General features: G+C 71.6%; 16 protein-coding genes. 7 read left to right on the plus strand and 9 right to left on the minus strand.

Features of this window, described 5'->3' with window-relative positions:
- The first annotated feature begins 42 nt into the window (after positions 1 to 42).
- Both ACF1DX_RS29900 and ACF1DX_RS29905 read left to right on the plus strand, forming a co-directional pair.
- On the plus strand, positions 43 to 1,755 hold the full coding sequence (locus tag ACF1DX_RS29900; protein ID WP_391794239.1) for a glycoside hydrolase family 6 protein: 1,713 nt from the start codon (positions 43 to 45) through the stop codon (positions 1,753 to 1,755).
- A 165-nt stretch (positions 1,756 to 1,920) separates the two neighbouring features.
- On the plus strand, positions 1,921 to 2,829 hold the full coding sequence (locus ACF1DX_RS29905; RefSeq protein WP_391794240.1) for a class I SAM-dependent methyltransferase: 909 nt from the start codon (positions 1,921 to 1,923) through the stop codon (positions 2,827 to 2,829).
- A 107-nt stretch (positions 2,830 to 2,936) separates the two neighbouring features.
- On the opposite strand, the gene ACF1DX_RS29910 is transcribed toward ACF1DX_RS29905, so the two are convergent.
- The 4 genes from ACF1DX_RS29910 to ACF1DX_RS29925 all read right to left on the minus strand — a co-directional run bounded on the left by ACF1DX_RS29910 (position 2,937) and on the right by ACF1DX_RS29925 (position 7,628).
- On the minus strand, positions 2,937 to 3,725 hold the full coding sequence (locus ACF1DX_RS29910; RefSeq protein WP_391794348.1) for an aldo/keto reductase: 789 nt from the start codon (positions 3,723 to 3,725) through the stop codon (positions 2,937 to 2,939).
- Between the two features lie 135 nt (positions 3,726 to 3,860).
- A complete protein-coding gene (locus ACF1DX_RS29915; protein WP_391794241.1) occupies positions 3,861 to 5,687 on the minus strand; it encodes an AMP-dependent synthetase/ligase in 1,827 nt (608 codons plus the stop codon).
- Between the two features lie 294 nt (positions 5,688 to 5,981).
- Complete coding sequence (locus ACF1DX_RS29920; protein WP_391794242.1) at positions 5,982 to 6,854, minus strand: LysR substrate-binding domain-containing protein; 873 nt, start codon at positions 6,852 to 6,854, stop codon at positions 5,982 to 5,984.
- Between the two features lie 300 nt (positions 6,855 to 7,154).
- Positions 7,155 to 7,628, minus strand: coding sequence for a winged helix-turn-helix transcriptional regulator (locus tag ACF1DX_RS29925; RefSeq protein ID WP_391794243.1), 474 nt, complete (start codon positions 7,626 to 7,628; stop codon positions 7,155 to 7,157).
- An 87-nt stretch (positions 7,629 to 7,715) separates the two neighbouring features.
- Here ACF1DX_RS29925 and ACF1DX_RS29930 point away from each other — a divergent pair, with 87 nt between their 5' ends.
- Both ACF1DX_RS29930 and ACF1DX_RS29935 read left to right on the plus strand, forming a co-directional pair.
- On the plus strand, positions 7,716 to 9,020 hold the full coding sequence (locus ACF1DX_RS29930) for an MFS transporter (protein WP_391794244.1): 1,305 nt from the start codon (positions 7,716 to 7,718) through the stop codon (positions 9,018 to 9,020).
- Positions 9,021 to 9,331: 311 nt separating this feature from the next.
- Complete coding sequence (locus ACF1DX_RS29935; RefSeq protein WP_391794349.1) at positions 9,332 to 10,345, plus strand: bile acid:sodium symporter family protein; 1,014 nt, start codon at positions 9,332 to 9,334, stop codon at positions 10,343 to 10,345.
- A gap of 116 nt (positions 10,346 to 10,461) precedes the next feature.
- On the opposite strand, the gene fdhD is transcribed toward ACF1DX_RS29935, so the two are convergent.
- The 5 genes from fdhD to ACF1DX_RS29960 are packed head-to-tail and all read right to left on the minus strand — an operon-like array spanning position 10,462 to position 17,050.
- Complete coding sequence (gene fdhD / locus ACF1DX_RS29940) at positions 10,462 to 11,310, minus strand: formate dehydrogenase accessory sulfurtransferase FdhD (protein WP_391794245.1); 849 nt, start codon at positions 11,308 to 11,310, stop codon at positions 10,462 to 10,464.
- 17 nt (positions 11,311 to 11,327) lie between these two features.
- A complete protein-coding gene (locus tag ACF1DX_RS29945) occupies positions 11,328 to 12,188 on the minus strand; it encodes a 2Fe-2S iron-sulfur cluster-binding protein (protein ID WP_391794246.1) in 861 nt (286 codons plus the stop codon).
- Positions 12,185 to 14,158, minus strand: coding sequence for an NAD(P)H-dependent oxidoreductase subunit E (locus ACF1DX_RS29950; RefSeq protein WP_391794247.1), 1,974 nt, complete (start codon positions 14,156 to 14,158; stop codon positions 12,185 to 12,187). Before ACF1DX_RS29950 ends, ACF1DX_RS29945 begins: the two co-directional genes overlap by 4 nt.
- Positions 14,139 to 16,082, minus strand: coding sequence for a molybdopterin oxidoreductase family protein (locus ACF1DX_RS29955; protein ID WP_391794248.1), 1,944 nt, complete (start codon positions 16,080 to 16,082; stop codon positions 14,139 to 14,141). Before ACF1DX_RS29955 ends, ACF1DX_RS29950 begins: the two co-directional genes overlap by 20 nt.
- The gene (locus ACF1DX_RS29960) at positions 16,079 to 17,050 is read right to left on the minus strand and encodes a 2-dehydropantoate 2-reductase (RefSeq protein ID WP_391794249.1); all 972 of its coding nucleotides are present in this window, start codon (positions 17,048 to 17,050) and stop codon (positions 16,079 to 16,081) included. Before ACF1DX_RS29960 ends, ACF1DX_RS29955 begins: the two co-directional genes overlap by 4 nt.
- Positions 17,051 to 17,226: 176 nt before the next feature.
- Between ACF1DX_RS29960 and ACF1DX_RS29965 the strand changes: the two genes are divergently transcribed.
- From ACF1DX_RS29965 to ACF1DX_RS29975, 3 genes are all read left to right on the plus strand, one after another.
- Entirely contained in the window at positions 17,227 to 18,567 is a 1,341-nt protein-coding gene (locus ACF1DX_RS29965; RefSeq protein WP_391794250.1) for an OFA family MFS transporter, read from the plus strand.
- Positions 18,536 to 18,679 (plus strand): hypothetical protein, encoded by a 144-nt coding sequence (locus ACF1DX_RS29970; RefSeq protein ID WP_391794251.1) that lies wholly within the window; start codon positions 18,536 to 18,538, stop codon positions 18,677 to 18,679. Before ACF1DX_RS29965 ends, ACF1DX_RS29970 begins: the two co-directional genes overlap by 32 nt.
- 146 nt (positions 18,680 to 18,825) lie before the next feature.
- Positions 18,826 to 19,773, plus strand: a complete 948-nt coding sequence (locus ACF1DX_RS29975; RefSeq protein WP_391794252.1) for a beta-ketoacyl-ACP synthase III — start codon at positions 18,826 to 18,828, stop codon at positions 19,771 to 19,773.
- The last annotated feature ends 3 nt before the right edge of the window (positions 19,774 to 19,776 follow it).

The raw sequence follows: 19,776 nt of genomic DNA on the forward strand, positions 1-19,776 counted from the left end.
CGCCCAAGAAGGACAGCCCCCTACGGATAGGAAACCCGCACGATGAGTCGCACCAGAACCGCGCTTCTCGCCGCGATGGCGCTGGTCGCCGGCGCCACCGGGACGGCGATCGCCGCCGTCCCCGGCGCCGCCGGCGCGGCTGCCGCCGTCCCCTGCACCGTGGACTACAAGGTGCAGAACGACTGGGGTTCCGGCTTCACCGCGTCCGTGACGATCACCAACAACAGCGCCGCCAAGTCGTCGTGGTCGCTGAAGTGGTCCTACGCCGGCAACCAGAAGGTCACCAGCGGCTGGAACGCCAAGGTGAGCCAGTCCGGCGCGAACGTCACCGCCGTCAACGAGTCCTACAACGGCACCCTCGCCACCGGGGGTTCGACCTCCTTCGGCTTCCAGGGCACCTACAGCGGCAGCAACGCCGTCCCCGCCACCTTCACCCTCGACGGCGTGACCTGCAACGTCGACTCCGGCGGCCCCACCGACCCGCCGCCGGACCCGCCCGGCAACCGGGTGAACAACCCCTACGACGGCGCCAAGGTGTACGTGAACCCCGAGTGGTCCGCGAACGCCGCCGCCGAGCCGGGCGGCAGCCGCATCGCGAACCAGCCCACCGGTGTCTGGCTGGACCGCATCGCCGCCATCGGCGGCGCCAACGGCAAGATGGGCCTGCGCGACCACCTCGACGAGGCGCTCACGCAGAAGGGCTCCGGCGAGCTCGTCGTCCAGCTCGTCATCTACAACCTGCCCGGCCGTGACTGCGCCGCCCTCGCCTCCAACGGCGAGCTCGGCCCGACGGAGATCGACAAGTACAAGACGCAGTACATCGACCCGATCAAGGCCATCCTCGCCGACGAGAAGTACGCCGGCCTGCGGATCGTCACCACGGTCGAGATCGACTCCCTGCCGAACCTGGTCACCAACGTCTCCCCGCGGCCCACCGTCACGCCCAACTGTGACGTGATGAAGGCCAACGGCAACTACGTCAAGGGCGTCGGCTACGCCCTGAACAAGCTCGGCGACGTGCCCAACGTCTACAACTACGTGGACGCCGGCCACCACGGCTGGCTGGGCTGGGACGACAACTTCGGCGCCTCCGCCGACATGTTCAAGCAGGCCGCGACCGCCGAGGGCGCGACCGTCGCCGACGTGCACGGCTTCATCGCCAACACGGCCAACTACAGCGCGCTGAAGGAGGACCACTTCTCCATCAACGACAACGTGGCCGGCAAGTCGGTGCGCGAGTCCAAGTGGGTCAGCTGGAACCGTTACGTCGACGAGCTGTCGTACGCCCAGGCGCTGCGCGACAAGCTGGTCTCGATCGGCTTCGACTCCGGCATCGGCATGCTGATCGACACCTCCCGCAACGGCTGGGGCGGCGCGAACCGGCCCACCGGACCCGGCGCCACGACCAGCGTGGACACCTATGTCGACGGCGGCCGTTACGACCGCCGCTTCAACACGGGCAACTGGTGCAACCAGTCGGGAGCCGGCCTCGGTGAGCGGCCGCAGGCCTCCCCGGAGCCCGGGATCGACGCCTACGTGTGGATGAAGCCCCCGGGTGAGTCCGACGGGGCCAGCGAGGCCATCGAGAACGACGAGGGCAAGGGCTTCGACCGGATGTGCGACCCGACGTACACCGGCAACCCGCGCAACGACAACAACATGTCGGGTGCGCTGGGCAATGCCCCGATCTCCGGGCACTGGTTCTCCGCCCAGTTCCAGGAGCTGATGAGGAACGCGTACCCGCCGCTGTCGTGACGGGCTGACCACCGGTCCGCCGGGGCAGGACCTGCCGGGTCCGGCCCCGGCGGACCGCCGCGCGCCTCGTCCGCCGCGCCCTTTTTGCGGGATCGGCAACGTCGGTTGCCCGTCGCCGGTGCGTCGTCGCACCCTGACGGCATCCGAGCGGAGAGGCTGAGCACCATGGCGCACGACCACGACCACAAGCACGACCACGACCACAAGCACGGGCACGGGCACAAGCACGGGCACGACCACGACTGGGCCGAGATGGCCCCCCTGCTCGAATCCGAGGCGGAGCTGTACACACCGCTCTACGAGCGGGCCCTGAACTGGCTGGCGAAGGAGGTGACGGAACCGGGACTGATCGTGGACGCGGGCAGCGGCCCCGGCGTCATCTCGTGTCTGTTCGCCGAGACCTTCCCGGGCGCGCGGGTCGTGGCCGTCGACGGCAGCGAACCGCTGCTGGAGCGGGCCAGGGACCGGGCCGGGCGCCTGGGCGCCGGCGACCGTTTCGGCACCCTCGCCGGTGAACTCCCCGACGTGCTCGGCGAGCTGGACTACCCGGCCGACCTGCTGTGGGCCAGCCGCAGCGTGCACCACCTCGGGGACCAGGCCGCCGCGCTGGCCGCCTGCGCGGAGCGGCTGGCGCCCGGCGGCACGCTGGCCGTGATGGAGGGCGGTCTGCCCGTCCGGTTCCTGCCCCGCGACATCGGGTTCGGCCGGCCCGGCCTCCAGGCGCGCATCAACGTGGTGGAGGAGGAGAGGTTCGGCCGGATGCGCGCCGAACTGCCGGGCTCGGTGGCCGTCGTCGAGGACTGGCCGGCCCTGCTGACCTCGGCCGGCCTGCACCACGCCCGCTCGCGCACCTTCCTCCTCGACCTCCCCGCCCCGGTCACGGACCGCTCCCGTGCCCATGTGGTCGCCGCCCTCACCCGGACGCGCGAGGTCATCGGCGAGGACCTGGACGCCGACGACCGCGCCACCCTCGACCGCCTCCTCGACCCCGACGACAAGGCGAGCGTCCACCACCGCCCGGACGTGTTCGTCCTGGCGGCCCACACGGTCCACGCGGCGGTGCGGCCCGTGTGACGTCGCCACCGTGGTCGTGGGACAGTCGGCAGGCCCGGCTGATCATCGTCGTCCGGACGCATGCGACGGCCTCCCCCGTGGCGGAGGAGGCCGTCGCGTGTGCGGGATCAGCTGTTGACCTCCGCCGGGTCCGAACCGATCCGCCGGTCCTCGTTCAGCGCGCTGATCGCGGCGAGGTCCTCCGCGTCCAGACTGAACCCGAACACATCGATGTTCTCCGCGATCCGGGACGGCGTCACCGACTTCGGGATGACGATGTTCCCCAGCTGAAGGTGCCAGCGCAGCACCACCTGAGCCGCCGTACGCCCGTGCTTCCGCGCGATCGCCACGAGCGCCGGGATCTCCAGGATCCCCTTGCCGGAACCGAGCGGCGACCACGCCTCGGTCGCGATGCCCCGCTCCGCGTGGTACTCACGCGAGGCGTGCTGCTGCAGATGCGGATGCAGCTCGATCTGGTTGACCGCCGGGACCACCGACGTCTCGGCCGCCAGCCGCTCCAGGTGCTCCGGCAGGAAGTTGGACACGCCGATGGCGCGGACCCGGCCGTCGTCGAGCAGCTTCTCGAACGCCTTGTACGTGTCGACGTACCGGTCCCGGGCGGGCGCCGGCCAGTGGATCAGGTACAGGTCCACGTACTCGAGACCGAGCTTCGACAGGGACGTGTCGAAGGCCCGCAGGGTGGAGTCGTACCCCTGGTCGCTGTTCCAGAGCTTGGTGGTGACGAAGAGGTCCTCGCGCGGGACGTCCGACTTCGCGAGGGCCCGTCCGGTGCCCTCCTCGTTGCCGTAGATCGCGGCGGTGTCGATGCTGCGGTAGCCGGCCTCCAGTGCCGTCGTCACGGCCGTCTCGGCCTCCGCGTCCGGCACCTGCCAGACGCCGAAGCCCAGCTGGGGCATCTCGACGCCGTTGTTCAGGATGATCGGGGGGACCTTGCTCACGAGCTCTCGATCCTTCGGTTGTGGTCAGATACTTACAGGTGTTACCCCCATCGTCGACGATCACGACCCGCGGCGCATTCCTGACCGGGAAATTCATGCCTGGTAGAGCGCCTCGACCTCGGTCTCGTACGCCTTCTCGATCGCCCTCCGCTTCAGTTTCAGCGACGGCGTGAGCAGGCCGTCCTCCTCGGTGAACGGCTGCGCCAGGATCCGGAACGTACGGATCGACTCGGCCTGCGAGACCAGGGTGTTCGCCGTGACCACGGCCCGCCGCACCTCCGTCTCCAGATCCGCGTCCCGCACCAGCTCGGCCGGTGACATCCGCGGCTTGCCCCGCATCGCCAGCCAGTGCTCGACGGCCTCCTGGTCCAGGGTGACCAGCGCGGCGATGTACGGGCGGTCGTTGCCGACGACGAGGCACTGGTTGACCAGCGGATGGTCCCGCACCCGCTCCTCCAGCACCCCCGGCGAGACGCTCTTGCCGCCGGAGGTCACCAGGATCTCCTTCTTGCGGCCGGTGATGGTGAGGTAGCCGTCCTCGTCGAGGGAGCCGAGGTCGCCGGTGGCCAGCCAGCCGTCGTGCAGTGTCTCGTCGGTCGCCTTGGGGTTGTTGAGGTAGCCGTCGAAGACGTTGTCGCCGTGCAGCCAGATCTCGCCGTCGTCCGCGATGTGCACGGTGACCCCGGGGATGGGCTGCCCGACCGTCCCGTACCGGGTGCGCTCGGGCGGGTTGGCGGTGGCCGCCGCCGTCGACTCCGTGAGGCCGTACCCCTCGTAGACGTGCACGCCCGCGCCCGCGAAGAACAGCCCGAGCCGGCGGTCCATCGCCGAACCGCCCGACATGGCGTGCCGGATCCTGCCGCCCATCGCCGCCCGGATCCTGGCGTAGACGAGCTTGTCGAAGAGCTGGTGCTGCATCCGCAGCGCCGCGGACGGTCCCGGCCCGGTGCCCCAGGCCCTCGCCTCCACCGCGTCCGCGTACTTGACGGCCACCTCGACGGCCTTCTCGAACGGGCCCGAGCGGCCCTCCCGTTCGGCCTTGCGCCGCGCGGCGTTGAACACCTTCTCGAAGATGTACGGCACGGCCAGGAAGAACGTCGGCCGGAACGCGGCCAGATCGGGCATCAGCGCCGCCGCGTTCAGCTGCGGCTGATGGCCGAACTTCACCTTCCCGCGGATCGCCGCCACCTGCACCATCCGCCCGAAGACGTGCGCGAGCGGCAGGAACAGCAGCGTCGACGCCTCGTCGCCCCGGCGGGAGTGGAACACCGGCTCCCAGCGTGCGATGACGGTGTCCGCCTCGTACATGAAGCTGCCGTGCGAGAGCACACAGCCCTTGGGGCGGCCGGTGGTGCCCGAGGTGTAGATGATCGTCGCGACCGAGTCGGGGGTGACCGCCCGCCGGTGCCGGTGCACCACCTCGTCGTCGAGGTGCGCGCCCGCGTCGTACAGCTCCTGCACCGCGCCCGCGTCGAGCTGCCACAGCCGGCGCATCCGCGGCAGCCGGTCGATGACGGTGGCGATCGTCATCGCGTGGTCCTCGTGCTCCACGATCGCGGCCGTCACCTCCGCGTCGTACAGCATCCACAGGCACTGCTCGGCGGAGGACGTGGGGTAGACGGGCACGACCTGCGCGCCGATCGTCCACAGCGCGAAGTCGAAGAGCGTCCACTCGTACCGGGTACGGGACATGATCGCGACCCGGTCGCCGAACCGGATACCGCCCGCGAGGAGGCCCTTCGCGAGGGCGAGCACCTCGTCGCGGAACTCCGCGCCGGTCACGTCCCGCCACCGGCCGGTGTCGTCCTTGCGGCCGAGCGCGACGCGCGACGGGTCCTCCGCGGCATACCGGAAGACCACGTCGGCCAGACCGCCCACCGGAGGTTCCAGGACCGACGGAGGGTTGGTGAACTCGCGCAATCCCGCTCCCCGCTCCTCAGCGCCGGAATGGTGCGGCGACGCCCTCGTCCCGCACGGCGCCGTGAAAGCTACCCCACGCGGACGGCGGACGGGAGGGGAGCGGAAGCCGGGCGGAGCTCTCGTCCGCGCCGGCCGGGGGAGGAAAATGCGCTCACAAGGGGAAGGGCCGGACAGAAACCTGACCGATGAGTAAGTTTCGGTGGAGCAATCTCCACCGAATCTGTACGGCCTCATGACCGCCCCTTGGTGCGCCCCACGGCCCCACTGGTTCCAGCGTGCGCGCCGGCCGGAACGTCACCCCCGCCCGCCCCGGTGCAGCCGGTCGCCGCCCGCGAGGATCGCCGACGCCAGCGCGTCCGCCGCGCCCTGCGCGGAGGGACGGCGCCGCCCGTGCACCACCACGAAGTCCACCTCGCCCGGTTCCGGCAGCCCCGCCCGCTCCGGCATCCGCACCAGCCCCGGCGGGATCAGCCCGCGCGAGTGCACCATCACCCCGAGCCCGGCGCGGGCCGCCGCGAGCAGCCCGTTGAGGCTGCCGCTGGTGCACACGATGCGCCACGGGCGGCCCTCCCGCTCCAGCGCCCGCAGGGCGAGGGCCCGGGTGATGCCGGGCGGCGGATAGACGATCAGCGGCACCGGACGGTCCGGGGCCGGCCGCAGACCCGGCGCGCCGATCCACACCAGCTCGTCGTGCCAGACCAGCTCGCCCCGCGGGTCCTCCGGCAGCCGCTTGGCCAGCACCAGGTCCAGCCGGCCCGCCGCCAGCCGCTCGTGCAGGATGCCCGACAGTTCGACCGTCAGCTCCAGGTCGACCTCCGGGTGCTCGTGCCGGAACCGCTCCAGGATCTCCGGCAGCCGGGTCAGCACGAAGTCCTCCGACGCGCCGAACCGCAGCCGTCCGCGCGGCCGGCTGCCGGTGAAGAACCGCGTCGCCTGCTCGTGCACGTCCAGGATCCGCCGGGCGAAGCCGAGCATCGCCTCGCCGTCCTCGGTCAGCTCCACCGAGTGGGTGTCCCGCGTGAACAACTGCCGTCCGGTGGCCCCCTCCAGCCGCCGCACGTGCTGGCTCACCGTCGACTGGCGCAGCCCGAGCCGCCGCGCCGCCTGCGTGAAGCTCAGCGTCTGCGCCACCGACAGGAACGTCCGCAACTGCGTCGGGTCGTACATACCGGGCAGCCTAGGCGCCGGCCGGCGGTCCCGGCCCGCACGACCTCCGGCCGCGGGACCGGGACGCCTGTGTGAGCGCGGACGGACGGCCGGCCGGCGGCTGCGGTCGGCTGCCGGCCGTCCGGGACGGTTCACCGTCCAGCGGGCAGGACGCCACCGCCCGCATGGTCGCGCACGCCCGTGCCCGGGGCATCGCCGTGGAGGTCGTCCGGCCCGCGGGGCCGCCCGTGAACCGGCCGCACGCACCGCGTCGCCGTGCGTGCCCGGGCGCGGACGCCGGCCGTCTCGTCGGCCGTCACCTCACCGGTGTCGCTCGCCGCCGGTCTTCCGCACGTGAGTGGTGTCGGCGTCGATGACGGCGCCGTCGGCACCGGTCGGCTTGATGTCCGGCACGCGGACGCCGTGCTGGTCGACCAGTGTGGAGTGTGGCTCGCCGGGTCCGAAGGCGTGACGCTCTCCCCACTGGCGCAGCGTGAGGAGGACGGGGAAGAGGTCGCGGCCGGCGTCTGTGAGTACGTACTGGAGGCGGCGGCCCGAGGGCGCGGTCCGCCGGGTCAGGACTCCGTGAGCGGTGAGCTTGCGCAGGCGGTCGGTGAGGATGTTGCGGGCGATGCCGGTCCGTCGCTGGAAGTCGGTGAAGGACCGTGCCCCGTCCATCGCGTCCCGGACGACCAGGAGGCTCCACCGGTCACCGACGAGGTCGAGCGTGCGGGCCACCGGGCAGTCGGGATCGGTCCAGGCAGGGCTCGGAGTGCCCGTGGAGGGGCGCGGCATGACACCTCCCAATGAGTTGCGGATTGAAACCATCATGCCTTACGGTCGAATGAGTTTCATTTTGCTACTCATCTCGTCGGGGGTGCGATGGACGTGTGGCGACGGTTGCTCCTCGCGACCGTGTGCGGTGTCGCGGTGGCGAGCGTCTACGCCGCGCAAACAGTGCTGCCGCCCATGGGGGACAGCCTCGGGGTGTCGGCACGGCACGCCGGGTGGATCGTCTCGACCGGCCAGTTCGGCTATCTGGCCGGTCTGGTGCTGCTGGTGCCGCTCGGCGATGTGGTCGCCGACAGGCGTCGGCTCATCGCGGTGCACTTGGCCGTCACCGCGGCAGGTCTGTTCCTGACGGCTGCCGCTCCGGCCGCCTGGACGGCCTTCGCCGGGCTCGCGCTGGCCGGGATGTTCGCGGTCGTGGTGCAGACCACGGTGGCCTACGCCGCGTCGGTCTCGCCGCCCGCCGAGCGCGGACGGAACATCGGTGTCGTGACGTCGGGCGTGGTGGTGGGCATCCTGGGCGCGCGGGTCGTCACCGGAGTGCTCGCGCAGGCGTGGGACTGGCGAAGCATGTACGCCGTGCTCGGTGTGCTCGCCCTCGCCCTCGCCGCCCTCGTCCTGCGCGCGCTGCCGCCCGAGGACGGCTCTCGTCGGCCTGCGGGTTACCGACAGGCCGTCGTCTCGTTCGGCGGGCTGTTCGGGCAGCGTCTCTTCCTGACGCGCGGTCTCATCGCGTTCTTCCTGTTCGCGTCGTTCGGCACCCTGTGGAGTGGCCTGTCCCTGCCGCTGGCGAACGCACCGTGGCATCTGAGCGAAAGCCAGATCGGACTGTTCGGCATCGCCGGACTCGCCGGCGCACTGGGCGCGGCACGTGCGGGACGGTGGGCGGACGCAGGACGGGCGATCCCGGTCAGCGGCCTCGCGCTGGCTCTGCTCATCGCCTCCTGGGCCGCGACCGCGCAGTTGTCCTGGTCCCTGTGGCTGCTCGTCGTCGGCGTCGTGGTGCTCGACTTCGCGGTCCAGGTCGTGCACGTGAGCAACCAGCACCTGCTCACCACAGCGCATCCGGAGCACACCAGCGGCGTCATCGGCGGCTACATGGTCTTCTACTCCCTCGGCTCCGCCCTCGGCGCGGCCACCACCACCTCCGTCTTCACCTCCCACGGCTGGGTCGCCTCCAGTCTCCTCGGGGCCGGATTCGCGACCTGCGCGCTGATCGTCCGGGCCACCGACGGACGTCGGCGCCCCGAGGCTTCGGAGGCCGGTTCCGAGGCGGCGGACGCGCACCGTGGCGAGGGGGAGGAGCAGAGGGGCGGAAGGGAGCGGGTCGGCCCGGTGGCGGACCGTTCCGGGGTTTCCCAGGTGCCGCCCACCGGCCGGCGGCGATGCCGCTCGTAGACGGTCTTCGACGAGCCGTGGCGTCCAGGCAGGACCAAGGTGACAGATGCGGCTCCAGCAGCGACCACTCGCGATACGTCGGATCCCCCCGACCCACGGTCGAAACGACGAGCGACCGGTCGGAAGGCCACATGACCCGCCGGACAGGACCTTGCGCGGTCATCGCGGAACGTGATGACAGTGAGAGCGGTATACCGGATTCCCGATCACGGTGGGAGGGAGCAGGATGGGGAGGGGACGCCCGTGGACACCCGGGCACCGAGTACCCGAGCAAGTGGAGCACCGTGAAACGCCTGCGTTGGCCGAACTGGATGCCGATCGACCCGTACATCCTGCTGCTGCTCGGGACCGTGGGCCTCGCCGCGCTGCTGCCCGCGCGGGGGACCGGCGCGGACGTCGCCTCCGGCGCCTCCACCGCCGCGATCGCCTTCCTGTTCCTCCTCTACGGAGCCCGGCTCTCCACCCGCGAGGCCCTGGACGGGCTGAAGCACTGGCGGCTCCATGTCACCGTGCTGGTCTGCACCTTCGTCGTCTTCCCGCTGCTGGGCCTGGCCGCCCGCGGACTCGTCCCGGTGTTCCTGACCGACCCGCTCCACCAGGGCCTGCTCTTCCTCACCCTGGTCCCGTCCACCATCCAGTCGTCGATCGCGTTCACCTCCATCGCCCGCGGCAACGTGCCCGCCGCGATCTGCGCCGGCTCCTTCTCCTCGCTGGCCGGCATCGTCGTCACCCCGCTGCTCGCGGCGACGCTGCTGGGCGGCGCCGGGGGCGGGTTCTCCGCCGGGTCGGTGGTGAAGATCGTGCTCCAGTTGCTGGTGCCGTTCGTCGCCGGGCAACTGCTGCGCCGCTGGATCGGCGGATTCGTCTCCCGGCACCGGAAGGTGCTGGGGCTGGTCGACCGGGGCTCGATCCTGCTCGTCGTCTACACCGCGTTCAGCGAGGGCATGGTGCGGGGCGTCTGGCACCGGGTGAGCCCCGCCCGGCTCGGCGGGCTGCTCGCCGTCGAGGCCGTCCTGCTCGCCGTGATGCTGCTGCTGACCTGGTACGGAGCCAAGGCGCTGCGGTTCGGCCGGGAGGACCGGATCGCGATCCAGTTCGCCGGCTCGAAGAAGTCCCTGGCGGCCGGGCTGCCGATGGCGAGTGTGCTGTTCGGGGCGCAGGCCTCGCTGGCCGTGCTGCCGCTGATGCTGTTCCACCAGACGCAGCTGATGGTGTGCGCGGTGATCGCCAAGCGCCGCTCGCACGACCTCGTCGAGGAGGCCGCCCTCTCGGACCGAGGCGAACGGTCACGAACCGAGGTCGGCACAGGGACACGTTCCGGCTGAGCGGCACGGCTTTCCGGGGCCCGGGTCCAGGGGGCCTCGCACTGAGGCGGGGCCCCGCGGCGCAGGGGGCGCTCCCCGCCGGTGGGGGCCCCGCCGCCGTGCAGCGGGGGAACCGGTCAGCCCCGGGCGGCCGCGGCCCGCAGGGCGATGCGCTCCTCACCCGCGTACACGTTCATGGAACCGCCCCGCAGGAAGCCCACCAGGGTCAGCCCCGTCTCCGCCGCCAGGTCCACGGCCAGCGAGGACGGCGCCGAGACCGCCGCCAGCATCGGAACGCCGGCCATGACCGCCTTCTGCGCCAGCTCGAACGAGGCCCGGCCGGAGACCAGCAGGATCGTCCGGGACAGCGGCAGGTTCCCGCTCTGCAGGGCACGGCCGACCAGTTTGTCGACCGCGTTGTGCCGGCCCACGTCCTCCCGTACGTCGAGCAGTTCGCCGTCCTCGTCGAACAGGGCCGCCGCGTGCAGGCCGCCCGTGCGGTCGAAGACCCGCTGGGACGCGCGCAGCCGGTCGGGGAGGCCCGCCAGCAGTTCCGGTTCCACGCGCAGCGCGGGGGTGTCCGCGACGGGGTGGCGGGTCGTGGTGCGCACCGCGTCCAGGCTGGCCTTGCCGCACAGGCCGCAGGAGGAGGTGGTGTAGACGTTGCGTTCGAGTGTGATGTCCGGGATCACCACTCCGGGGGCCGTCTTCACGTCGACGACGTTGTACGTGTTCGAGCCGTCGACCGTCGCCCCGGCGCAGTAGACGATGTTCTGCAGGTCCGCGCCGTTCGCGAGCACTCCCTCGCTCACCAGGAACCCGGCCGCCAGCGCGAAGTCGTCGCCCGGTGTGCGCATGGTGATGGCGAGCGGTTTGCCGTTGAGGCGGATCTCCAGGGGCTCCTCGGCGACGAGTGTGTCCGGGCGGCTGGACACCGCTCCGTCCCGGATGCGGAGCACCTTGCGTCGTTCCGTGACCCGTCCCATGTTCCCACCAGCTCCGCTCAGTCCCGGTTCTGTACGTGCGAAAAGCCGAAGCGACCCTTGATGCACAGGTTGCCGTGGGTCACCGGGTTGTCGTGCGGCGAGGTGACCTTCACGATCTCATTGTCCTGCACATGGAGGGTGAGGTTGCAGCCCACACCGCAGTACGCGCACACGGTGGTCGTCCTCGACTGCCGCGACTCGTCCCAGGTACCCGCTGCCCGCATGTCGAACTCCGACTTGAACGACAGGGCTCCCGTGGGGCAGACCTCGATGCAGTTGCCGCAGTACACGCACGCCGAGTCGGTCAGCGGGGCGTCGTGCTCGACGGCGATCCGGGCGTCGAAACCGCGGCCCGCGACCGAGATCGCGAAGGTGTTCTGCCACTGGTCGCCGCAGGCGTCCACGCACTTGTAGCAGAGGATGCACTTGTCGTAGTCGCGGACGTACAGGTCGTTGTCGACCCTCGGCCCCTCGTCGATGCGGGCCGCGTCCGGGCCGAAACGGTCCGGTTTCGCCTCGTACTCCTTGAGCCACTCGGTGACCCGGTCAGTGGTCGACAGGTCGACGGAGGACGCGAGGAGTTCCAGGACGACCTTGCGGCTGTGCCGGGCCCGCTCGGTGCCGGTGCGCACCTCCATGCCCGGCTCGGCCCGGCGGGAACAGGCGGGGACCAGGGTGCGGGAGCCCTCCACCTCCACCACGCAGACCCGGCAGGCGTTCTTGGGGGTGAGGGTGTCGCCCTCGCAGAGCGTCGGGATGTCCTTTCCGGCCGCCCGGCAGGCGTCCAGGATCGTCGACCCCTCGGGCGCCCGCACGGGCTCGCCGTCCAGGGTGAACTCCAGCAGACGGCGGGGGATCCCCAGCGGTGTCACGGTCATTCGTACGCCCCCAGACGGTCGATGGCGGATTCCACGGCGTTCCACGCGGTCTGCCCCAGACCGCAGATCGAGGCGTCCCGCATCGCCCGGCCGACCTCGCGCAGCAGGGTGATGTCGGTGGCGGCGTCGGCGCCGGCGCGGTCGACGATCCGGTGCAGCGCCTCCTCCTGGCGGACGGTGCCGACGCGACAGGGGACGCACTGGCCGCACGACTCGTCGCGGAAGAACTGGGCGATGCGCAGGAGGAGGCGGGGGAGCGGGACGGTGTCGTCGAAGGCCATGACGACTCCGGAGCCGAGGGTGGTGCCCGCCGCTCGGGTGCCTTCGAAGGTGAGGGGGATGTCCAGCTCGTCGGGGCGTACGAAGCCGCCGGCGGCTCCGCCGAGGAGGACCGCCCGGAGGTTGTCGCGGACGCCGGCGAGGCGGAGGAGTTCACCCAGGGTCGCTCCGAAGGGGAGTTCGTAGACGCCGGGGCGGGCGACGCTGCCCGAGACGCAGAAGAGTTTGGGGCCGGTGGACCTCTCCGTGCCGATCGCCGCGTAGGCCTGGGCACCCATGGTGAGGACGGGCAGGACGTTGACCAGGGTTTCTACGTTGTTCTCCACGGTCGGTTTGCCGAACAGGCCCTTCTCCACCGGGAAGGGGGGCTTGGTGCGGGGCTCGCCGCGGTAGCCCTCGATGGAGTTGAAGAGCGCTGTCTCCTCGCCGCAGATGTACGCGCCCGCGCCGCGCCTGATCTCGATGTCGAAGGCGTGGCCCTGGCCGAGGATGTCGTCGCCGAGCAGGCCGCGGGCGCGGGCCTGGGTGATCGCGTGTTCCATGCGGGCTGTCGCTCGCGGGTACTCGCCGCGGAGGTAGAGGTAGCCCTGGTGGGCGCCGGTCGCGTACGCGGCGATCGTCATCGCCTCGACCAGCGCGTACGGGTCGCCCTCCATGAGGACGCGGTCCTTGAAGGTGCCCGGCTCGGATTCGTCGGCGTTGCAGACGAGGTAGTGCGGGTGGTCCGGCTGGGAGGCCGTTGCCTGCCATTTGCGGCCGGTGGGGAAGGCGGCGCCGCCCCGGCCGAGGAGGCCGGACTCGGTGACCTCGCGGATGACGGCGGCGGGGCCGAGGGCGAAGGCGCGGCGGAGGGCGGTGTAGCCGCCGTGGGCCCGGTAGTCGTCGAGGTCGGCGGGGTCGGTGGTGCCGATGCGGTGGAGGAGGGTGAGGGTGGGGGCTCCGGACTGGGGGACCGCGGCGGAGGGGGTGGGCTCGGGAGGTGCGTTTTCGGGGGCGGTGGCCGCTTGGATCGCCGTGTCGGGGGTGGCGGGGGCGCAGACCGCTGTTCTTCGCCCCCGCCGCCCCTTCCCTCCCCCACTCTCGGCTTCGCTCGAGCGGGAGGGACCCCCACCGTTCCCTGGGGGCTGTGCCCCCAGACCCCCCTTCGGCCCTGAACGGGCCTCGTCCTCGAACTCCCCCAGAGGGGGTACCCCCGGACGGACCGTTTCGCCTGCCCTGATCACCAGTGCGGCCGGTGCTCTCTCGCACAGGCCCAGGCAGGGGCTGCGTTCCACCTGGACGCCGGATTCCGGGCCCAGACGGGACTCGACGTCGGCGCACAGTTCGGTCGCGCCCGCCGCCGTGCAGGCCAGGTCCGCGCACAGGTGCAGGACCGTCGCCGGGCGGGGGCGGACGGAGAACATCGCGTAGAAGGTGGCGACGCCGTAGGCCTCCGCCGGGGGGACCGTCAGGCGGCGGCACAGGTAGTCCAGGGCGCCCTCGCTGATCCAGCCGACCCGGTCGTTGACGGCGTGCAGCCCCGGCAGCAGCAGGTCGCGGCGGTCACGGGCCTCGCGGCCGCCGCGGGCCCAGCGCAGGTCCGCGTCGGAGCGGTCGGCGCCCTCCCAGGAGGACTCGGGCGGGCCGAGGAGGGCATCGACGGCCGCGCGCTCCTCGTCCGTCGGCTTGCTGTCACCGAAGTGCAGGTCCATGGGTGCTCACCTTCTCGATCCGGATCGCCGACGCCTTGAACTCCGCCGTTCCCGCGATCGGGCAGTTCGCCTCGATCGTCAGCCGGTTGGTGTCCACCTCGTCGGGAAAGTGGAACGTCATGAACGCGAGACCCGGCCGCAGCCCCGTGTCCACCCAGACCGGCGCCAGCACCGAGCCGCGCCGCGAGGTCACCCGCACCTCCTCGCCGACCACCACCCCGTAGCGCTCCGCGTCCTCCGGGCACAGCTCGACGTACTCGCCGCGCCGCAGGGGAGACGCGAAACCGCCGCTCTGCACACCCGTGTTGTAGGAGTCGAGGCGCCGGCCCGTGGTCAGCCGGATCGGGTACTGCTCGTCGGTGAGGTCGACCGGCGGGTCGTGCCGCACGATGCCGAAGGGGGCGGGCCTGCCGCGCCCGGCCGGGTCCGGGTCCCACAGACGGCCGTGCAGGTACGTCGGTTCGAGCGCGTCCGTGCTCGGGCACGGCCACTGGATGCCCTGGTGCTCGTCCAGCCGCCCGTACGTCATCCCGTAGTGGTCGGGGGAGACCGAGCGCAGTTCGTTCCACACCGCCTCGGCGTCCGCGTACTTCCAGTCGTGGCCGAGGCGGCCGGCGAGGTCGCAGAGGATGTCGATGTCCTCGCGTGCCTCGCCGGGCGGGACCACGGCCCGGCGCACCCGCTGCACCCGGCGCTCGCTGTTGGTGGTGGTGCCCTCGGTCTCCGCCCAGCCGGCCGTCGCGGGGAGGACGACGTCGGCGAGTTCGGCGGTCTTCGTCAGGAAGATGTCCTGGACCACCAGGAAGTCCAGCGACCGCAGACGGCGTACCGCCTGCTCGCTGTCCGCCTCCGACTGCGCCGGGTTCTCGCCGATGCAGTACACGGCCCGCAGGGAGCCGTCGTCCATCGCCTCGAACATCTCGGTGAGGGTCAGCCCGTAGCGCGGCTGGATGACGGAGTCCCAGGCGGACTCGAACTTCAGCCGTGTGCCCGGGTCGAGGAGATCCTGGAAGCCGGGCAGACGGTTCGGGATCGCGCCCATGTCGCCGCCGCCCTGCACGTTGTTCTGGCCGCGCAGGGGCTGAAGTCCCGAGCCGTAACGCCCGACATGGCCGGTGAGCAGGGAGAGGTTGATCAGCGCGCGGACGTTGTCCGTGCCGTTGTGGTGCTCGGTGATGCCGAGGGTCCAGCAGAGCTGGGCGCGCTCCGCGCGGGCGTAGGCGTGCGCCAGCTCCCGTATGGCCGCCGCCGGAACGCCCGTCACCTTTTCGGCCAGGGAGAGCGTCCACGGTTCGACGAGCGCCGCGTACTCCTCGAAACCCGTGGTGGCCCGCCGTACGAACGCCTCGTTGACCAGGCCCGCGTGGATGATCTCGCGGCCGATCGCGTGCGCCATCGCGATGTCCGTGCCGACGTTCAGCCCGAGCCAGCCCTCCGCCCACTCGGCGGTGGACGTCCGGCGCGGGTCGACCGCGTACATCCGGGCGCCGCCCCGGATGCCCTTCAGCACGTGCTGGAAGAAGATCGGGTGCGCGAAGCGGGCGTTGGAGCCCCACATCACGATGACGTCGGTGTGCTCGACCTCCTCGTACGACGACGTGCCGCCGCCCGAGCCGAACGCCGCCGACAGGCCGGCCACGGACGGGGCGTGGCAGGTGCGGTTGCAGGAGTCGACGTTGTTGGTGCCCATGACGACCCGGGCGAACTTCTGCGCCACGTAGTTCGTCTCGTTGGTCGCGCGGGAGCAGGAGAACAGTCCGAACGCGCCGCGCGCCGCCGTCAGGCCCCGCGCGGTCCGGTCCAGGGCCTCGTCCCAGCTCGCCCGGCGGAAGGGGGCGTCGCGCGAGTCCCGGACGAGGGGGTGGGTGAGACGGGTGTAGGTCTTCGGGCTTCGGTCGCGTTGTTTGCGGGCGGGTTTTCTCATGCGGCGCTCCTCAGCGCGAGCAGGTCCGACAGGGCGTGCACGGTGCGCAGGGTGGGCACCGGGACACCGGTGATCTCCGCCAGCTCGACGACGGCCGCGAGCAGGACGTCGAGTTCCAGCGGCTTGCCGCGCTCCAGGTCCTGGAGCGTGGAGGTGCGGTGGTCGCCGACCTTCTCCGCGCCCGCCAGCCGGCGCTCGATGGAGACGCCGACCTCGCAGCCGAGGGCCCCGGCGACCGCCAGCGTCTCGGCCATCATCGTCTCGATGACCTGCCGGGTGCCGCCGTGCAGGCACATCTGCCGCATGGTGGCGCGTGCCAGGGCGCTGATCGGGTTGAAGGAGATGTTGCCCAGCAGCTTCAGCCAGATGTCGTTGCGCAGGTCCGGCTCGACCGGGCACTTCAGGCCCCCGGCCCGCATCGCCTCGCTCAGGGCCAGACAGCGCGCGGAGACGCTCCGGTCGGGCTCGCCGAGGGAGAAGCGGGTGCCTTCCACATGGCGCACCACACCGGGCTGCTGAAGTTCGGTGGCCGCGTAGACGACGCAGCCGACGGCCCGTTCGGGCGCGAGCACCGCACTGACCGCGCCGTCCGGGTCCACGCTCTCCAGGCGGTGGCCGTCGTACGGTCCGCCGTGCCGGTGGAAGTACCACCAGGGGATGCCGTTCTGGGCGGCCACGACGGTCGTGGTGGTGTGCAGCAGCGGCTCGATCAGCGGCCCGCACGCCGCGTACGAGTTCGCCTTGAGACCCAGGAACACGTAGTCGGCCGGGCCGACTTCGGCCGGGTCGTCGGTGGCGTGGGGGCGCGCGGTGAAGTCACCGCGCGGGCTGCGCACCCGTACCCCGTACTGCCTCATGGCCGCCAGATGCGGTCCACGGGCGATGAGATGCACGTCGGCGCCCGCACGGTGGAGCGCGGCACCGACGTAGGCGCCGATCGCCCCGGCGCCGAGGACTGCGACTTTCATGGCGAGGGTAGCTCCGTCCGGTCGAGGGACACGGGACCACGGAAACCGCCGAATCTCTGTCGACGGAATATTGTCTACAGTATGGGGGTGGCCCCAGCAAGGCTTTGTGCAGTACCGGTGGTTGTCCGCTCAACCGTCTTCTCAACAGCCCCATCGGTCCCTACGGTGGGGGACTCATGAGTCCCCCCGTCGCACCGCCGGGCTGGAGCCGCTGGCTCGTGCCGCCCGCCGCGCTCTCCGTCCACCTCTCCATCGGCCAGGCCTACGCGTGGAGCGTGTTCAAGCCGCCGCTGGAGTCCGCGCTCGACCTCAGCGGCACCCAGAGCGCACTGCCCTTCCAGCTCGGCATCGTCATGCTCGGCCTGTCCGCCGCGTTCGGCGGCACCCTCGTCGAACGCCGGGGCCCGCGCTGGGCGATGACCGTCGCCCTGATCTGCTTCTCCTCCGGCTTCCTGCTCTCCGCGCTGGGCGCGGCCACCGAGCAGTACTGGCTGATCGTGTTCGGCTACGGCTTCGTCGGCGGCATCGGACTCGGCATCGGCTACATCTCGCCCGTCTCGACGCTCATCAAATGGTTCCCGGACCGGCCCGGCATGGCCACCGGCATCGCCATCATGGGCTTCGGCGGCGGCGCGCTGATCGCCTCCCCCTGGTCGGCGCAGATGCTCGACTCCTTCGGCACCGACCACACCGGCATCGCGTACGCCTTCCTCGTGCACGGGCTGACGTACGCCGTGTTCATGCTGCTCGGCGTGGTACTGGTGCGGGTGCCGCGCACCGCCCGCCCGGGGGGCGGCGGGCCCGCCGTGCTCACGGGGCCGCAGGTCTCGGCCCGCTCCGCCGTGCGCACCCCGCAGTTCTGGCTGCTGTGGATCGTGCTCACCATGAACGTCACCGCGGGCATCGGCATCCTGGAGAAGGCCGCCCCGATGATCACCGACTTCTTCGCGGACACCTCCGCACCGGTGTCGGCGACCGCCGCCGCGGGATTCGTCGCCCTGCTGTCGGCGGCCAACATGGCGGGCCGCATCGGCTGGTCGACCACCTCCGACCTCATCGGCCGCAAGAACATCTACCGGGTCTACCTCGGCGTCGGCGCGCTGATGTACGCGCTCATCTGGCTGCTGGGCGACTCCTCCAAGCCGCTGTTCGTGCTGTGCGCCCTGGTGATCCTCTCCTTCTACGGCGGCGGCTTCGCCACGGTCCCGGCGTATCTGAAGGACCTCTTCGGCACCTACGAGGTCGGGGCGATCCACGGCCGGCTGCTCACCGCCTGGTCCACGGCCGGTGTGCTCGGACCGCTGATCGTCAACCGGGTCGCCGACCACCAGGAGGAGGCGGGCCGGCACGGCCCGTCCCTGTACGGGCTGTCACTGGTCATCATGATCGGGCTGCTCGTCGTCGGCTTCGTCGCCAACGAGCTGGTCCGGCCGGTCCACCCCCGCCACCACGTCCCCAGCCCCGAGACACCGAAGGAGGCCGCCGATGACCGGCGAGAGCAGCCAGAGTCCGCCTAGCAGCCCCGGCCGCCGCGGGCTCATCACCTTCTCCTGGCTGTGGGTGGGAGTGCCGCTCGCCTACGGACTGTACGAGCTCGTACGCAAGGCGGCACAACTGTTCACCGGCTGACCACGGGACAGGGGGGCGGCGCCTCGAGGGGCTGACGGAAGCCGACAAGCCTCACCCCCGTTTCCTGTCGCTTCACCTGCCCTCGTACCCGTGAGTCACTGATCAGACTGGTGCATCCCGTAACCGAACCACTGGGGGGATCGCCCATGATCGGCTCGCGCATCGTCGCCGTCGGCCACTACCAGCCCGCCCGGGTCCTCACCAACGAGGACCTGGCGGGCATGGTCGACACCAGTGACGAGTGGATCACGAGCCGCGTGGGCATCCGCACCCGTCACATCGCAGGCCCCGACGAGCCGGTCGACGAGCTGGCCGCGCACGCCGCCGCCAAGGCACTGGCGGCGGCCGGCCGGACCCCCGCCGAGATCGACCTGGTCCTGGTCGCCACGTCCACCGCCATCGACCGCTCGCCCAACATGGCCGCCCGCGTCGCGGCCCGCCTCGGCATGCCCGGACCCGCCGTCATGGACCTCAACGTGGTCTGTGCCGGATTCACCCACGCCCTCGCCACCGCCGACCACGCCGTACGGGCCGGCGGCGCGAGCCGGGTGCTGGTCATCGGCGCCGACAAGATGTCCGACGTGGCCGACTGGACCGACCGCACCACCTGCGTGCTGGTCGGCGACGGGGCGGGGGCCGCCGTGGTGGAGGCCTGCGCCCCGGGCGCGGAGGCGGGGATCGGCCCGGTGCTGTGGGGCTCGGTGCCCGAGATGGGCCACGCCGTGCGGATCGAGGGGACACCGCCGCGGTTCGCGCAGGAGGGACAGAGCGTCTACCGCTGGGCGGCCACCCAGCTGCCGGTCGTCGCCCGCCAGGCCTGCGAGAAGGCGGGACTGGCGCCCGAGGACCTCGCCGGAGTCGTACTGCACCAGGCCAACCTGCGGATCATCGAACCCCTCGCCCGCCGGATCGGCGCCGTCAACGCCGTCGTCGCCCGCGACGTCACCGAGTCCGGCAACACCTCGGCCGCCAGCATCCCGCTCGCCTTCTCCAAGCTCGTCGAACAGGGCGCGGTGACGGCCGGCGACCCGGTCCTGCTCTTCGGCTTCGGCGGGAACCTGTCGTACGCGGGACAGGTCGTGCGCTGCCCCTGAGCC

The sequence above is a fragment of the Streptomyces sp. NPDC014676 genome (assembly GCF_043084105.1).
In the GTDB taxonomy this organism is placed as follows: Bacteria; Actinomycetota; Actinomycetes; order Streptomycetales; family Streptomycetaceae; genus Streptomyces.

Excerpts from the sequence above, each read along its gene's own strand:
- ACF1DX_RS29900 (WP_391794239.1), top strand. The coding sequence starts at position 43 with ATGAGTCGCACCAGAACCGCGCTTCTCGCCGCGATGGCGCTGGTCGCC.
- ACF1DX_RS29905 (WP_391794240.1), top strand. The coding sequence starts at position 1,921 with ATGGCGCACGACCACGACCACAAGCACGACCACGACCACAAGCACGGG.
- ACF1DX_RS29910 (WP_391794348.1), bottom strand. The coding sequence starts at position 3,725 with ATGCCCCAGCTGGGCTTCGGCGTCTGGCAGGTGCCGGACGCGGAGGCC.
- ACF1DX_RS29920 (WP_391794242.1), bottom strand. The coding sequence starts at position 6,854 with ATGTACGACCCGACGCAGTTGCGGACGTTCCTGTCGGTGGCGCAGACG.
- ACF1DX_RS29925 (WP_391794243.1), bottom strand. The coding sequence starts at position 7,628 with ATGCCGCGCCCCTCCACGGGCACTCCGAGCCCTGCCTGGACCGATCCC.
- ACF1DX_RS29930 (WP_391794244.1), top strand. The coding sequence starts at position 7,716 with ATGGACGTGTGGCGACGGTTGCTCCTCGCGACCGTGTGCGGTGTCGCG.
- ACF1DX_RS29935 (WP_391794349.1), top strand. The coding sequence starts at position 9,332 with ATGCCGATCGACCCGTACATCCTGCTGCTGCTCGGGACCGTGGGCCTC.
- fdhD (WP_391794245.1), bottom strand. The coding sequence starts at position 11,310 with ATGGGACGGGTCACGGAACGACGCAAGGTGCTCCGCATCCGGGACGGA.
- ACF1DX_RS29945 (WP_391794246.1), bottom strand. The coding sequence starts at position 12,188 with ATGACCGTGACACCGCTGGGGATCCCCCGCCGTCTGCTGGAGTTCACC.
- ACF1DX_RS29950 (WP_391794247.1), bottom strand. The coding sequence starts at position 14,158 with ATGGACCTGCACTTCGGTGACAGCAAGCCGACGGACGAGGAGCGCGCG.
- ACF1DX_RS29955 (WP_391794248.1), bottom strand. The coding sequence starts at position 16,082 with ATGAGAAAACCCGCCCGCAAACAACGCGACCGAAGCCCGAAGACCTAC.
- ACF1DX_RS29960 (WP_391794249.1), bottom strand. The coding sequence starts at position 17,050 with ATGAAAGTCGCAGTCCTCGGCGCCGGGGCGATCGGCGCCTACGTCGGT.
- ACF1DX_RS29965 (WP_391794250.1), top strand. The coding sequence starts at position 17,227 with ATGAGTCCCCCCGTCGCACCGCCGGGCTGGAGCCGCTGGCTCGTGCCG.
- ACF1DX_RS29970 (WP_391794251.1), top strand. The coding sequence starts at position 18,536 with ATGACCGGCGAGAGCAGCCAGAGTCCGCCTAGCAGCCCCGGCCGCCGC.
- ACF1DX_RS29975 (WP_391794252.1), top strand. The coding sequence starts at position 18,826 with ATGATCGGCTCGCGCATCGTCGCCGTCGGCCACTACCAGCCCGCCCGG.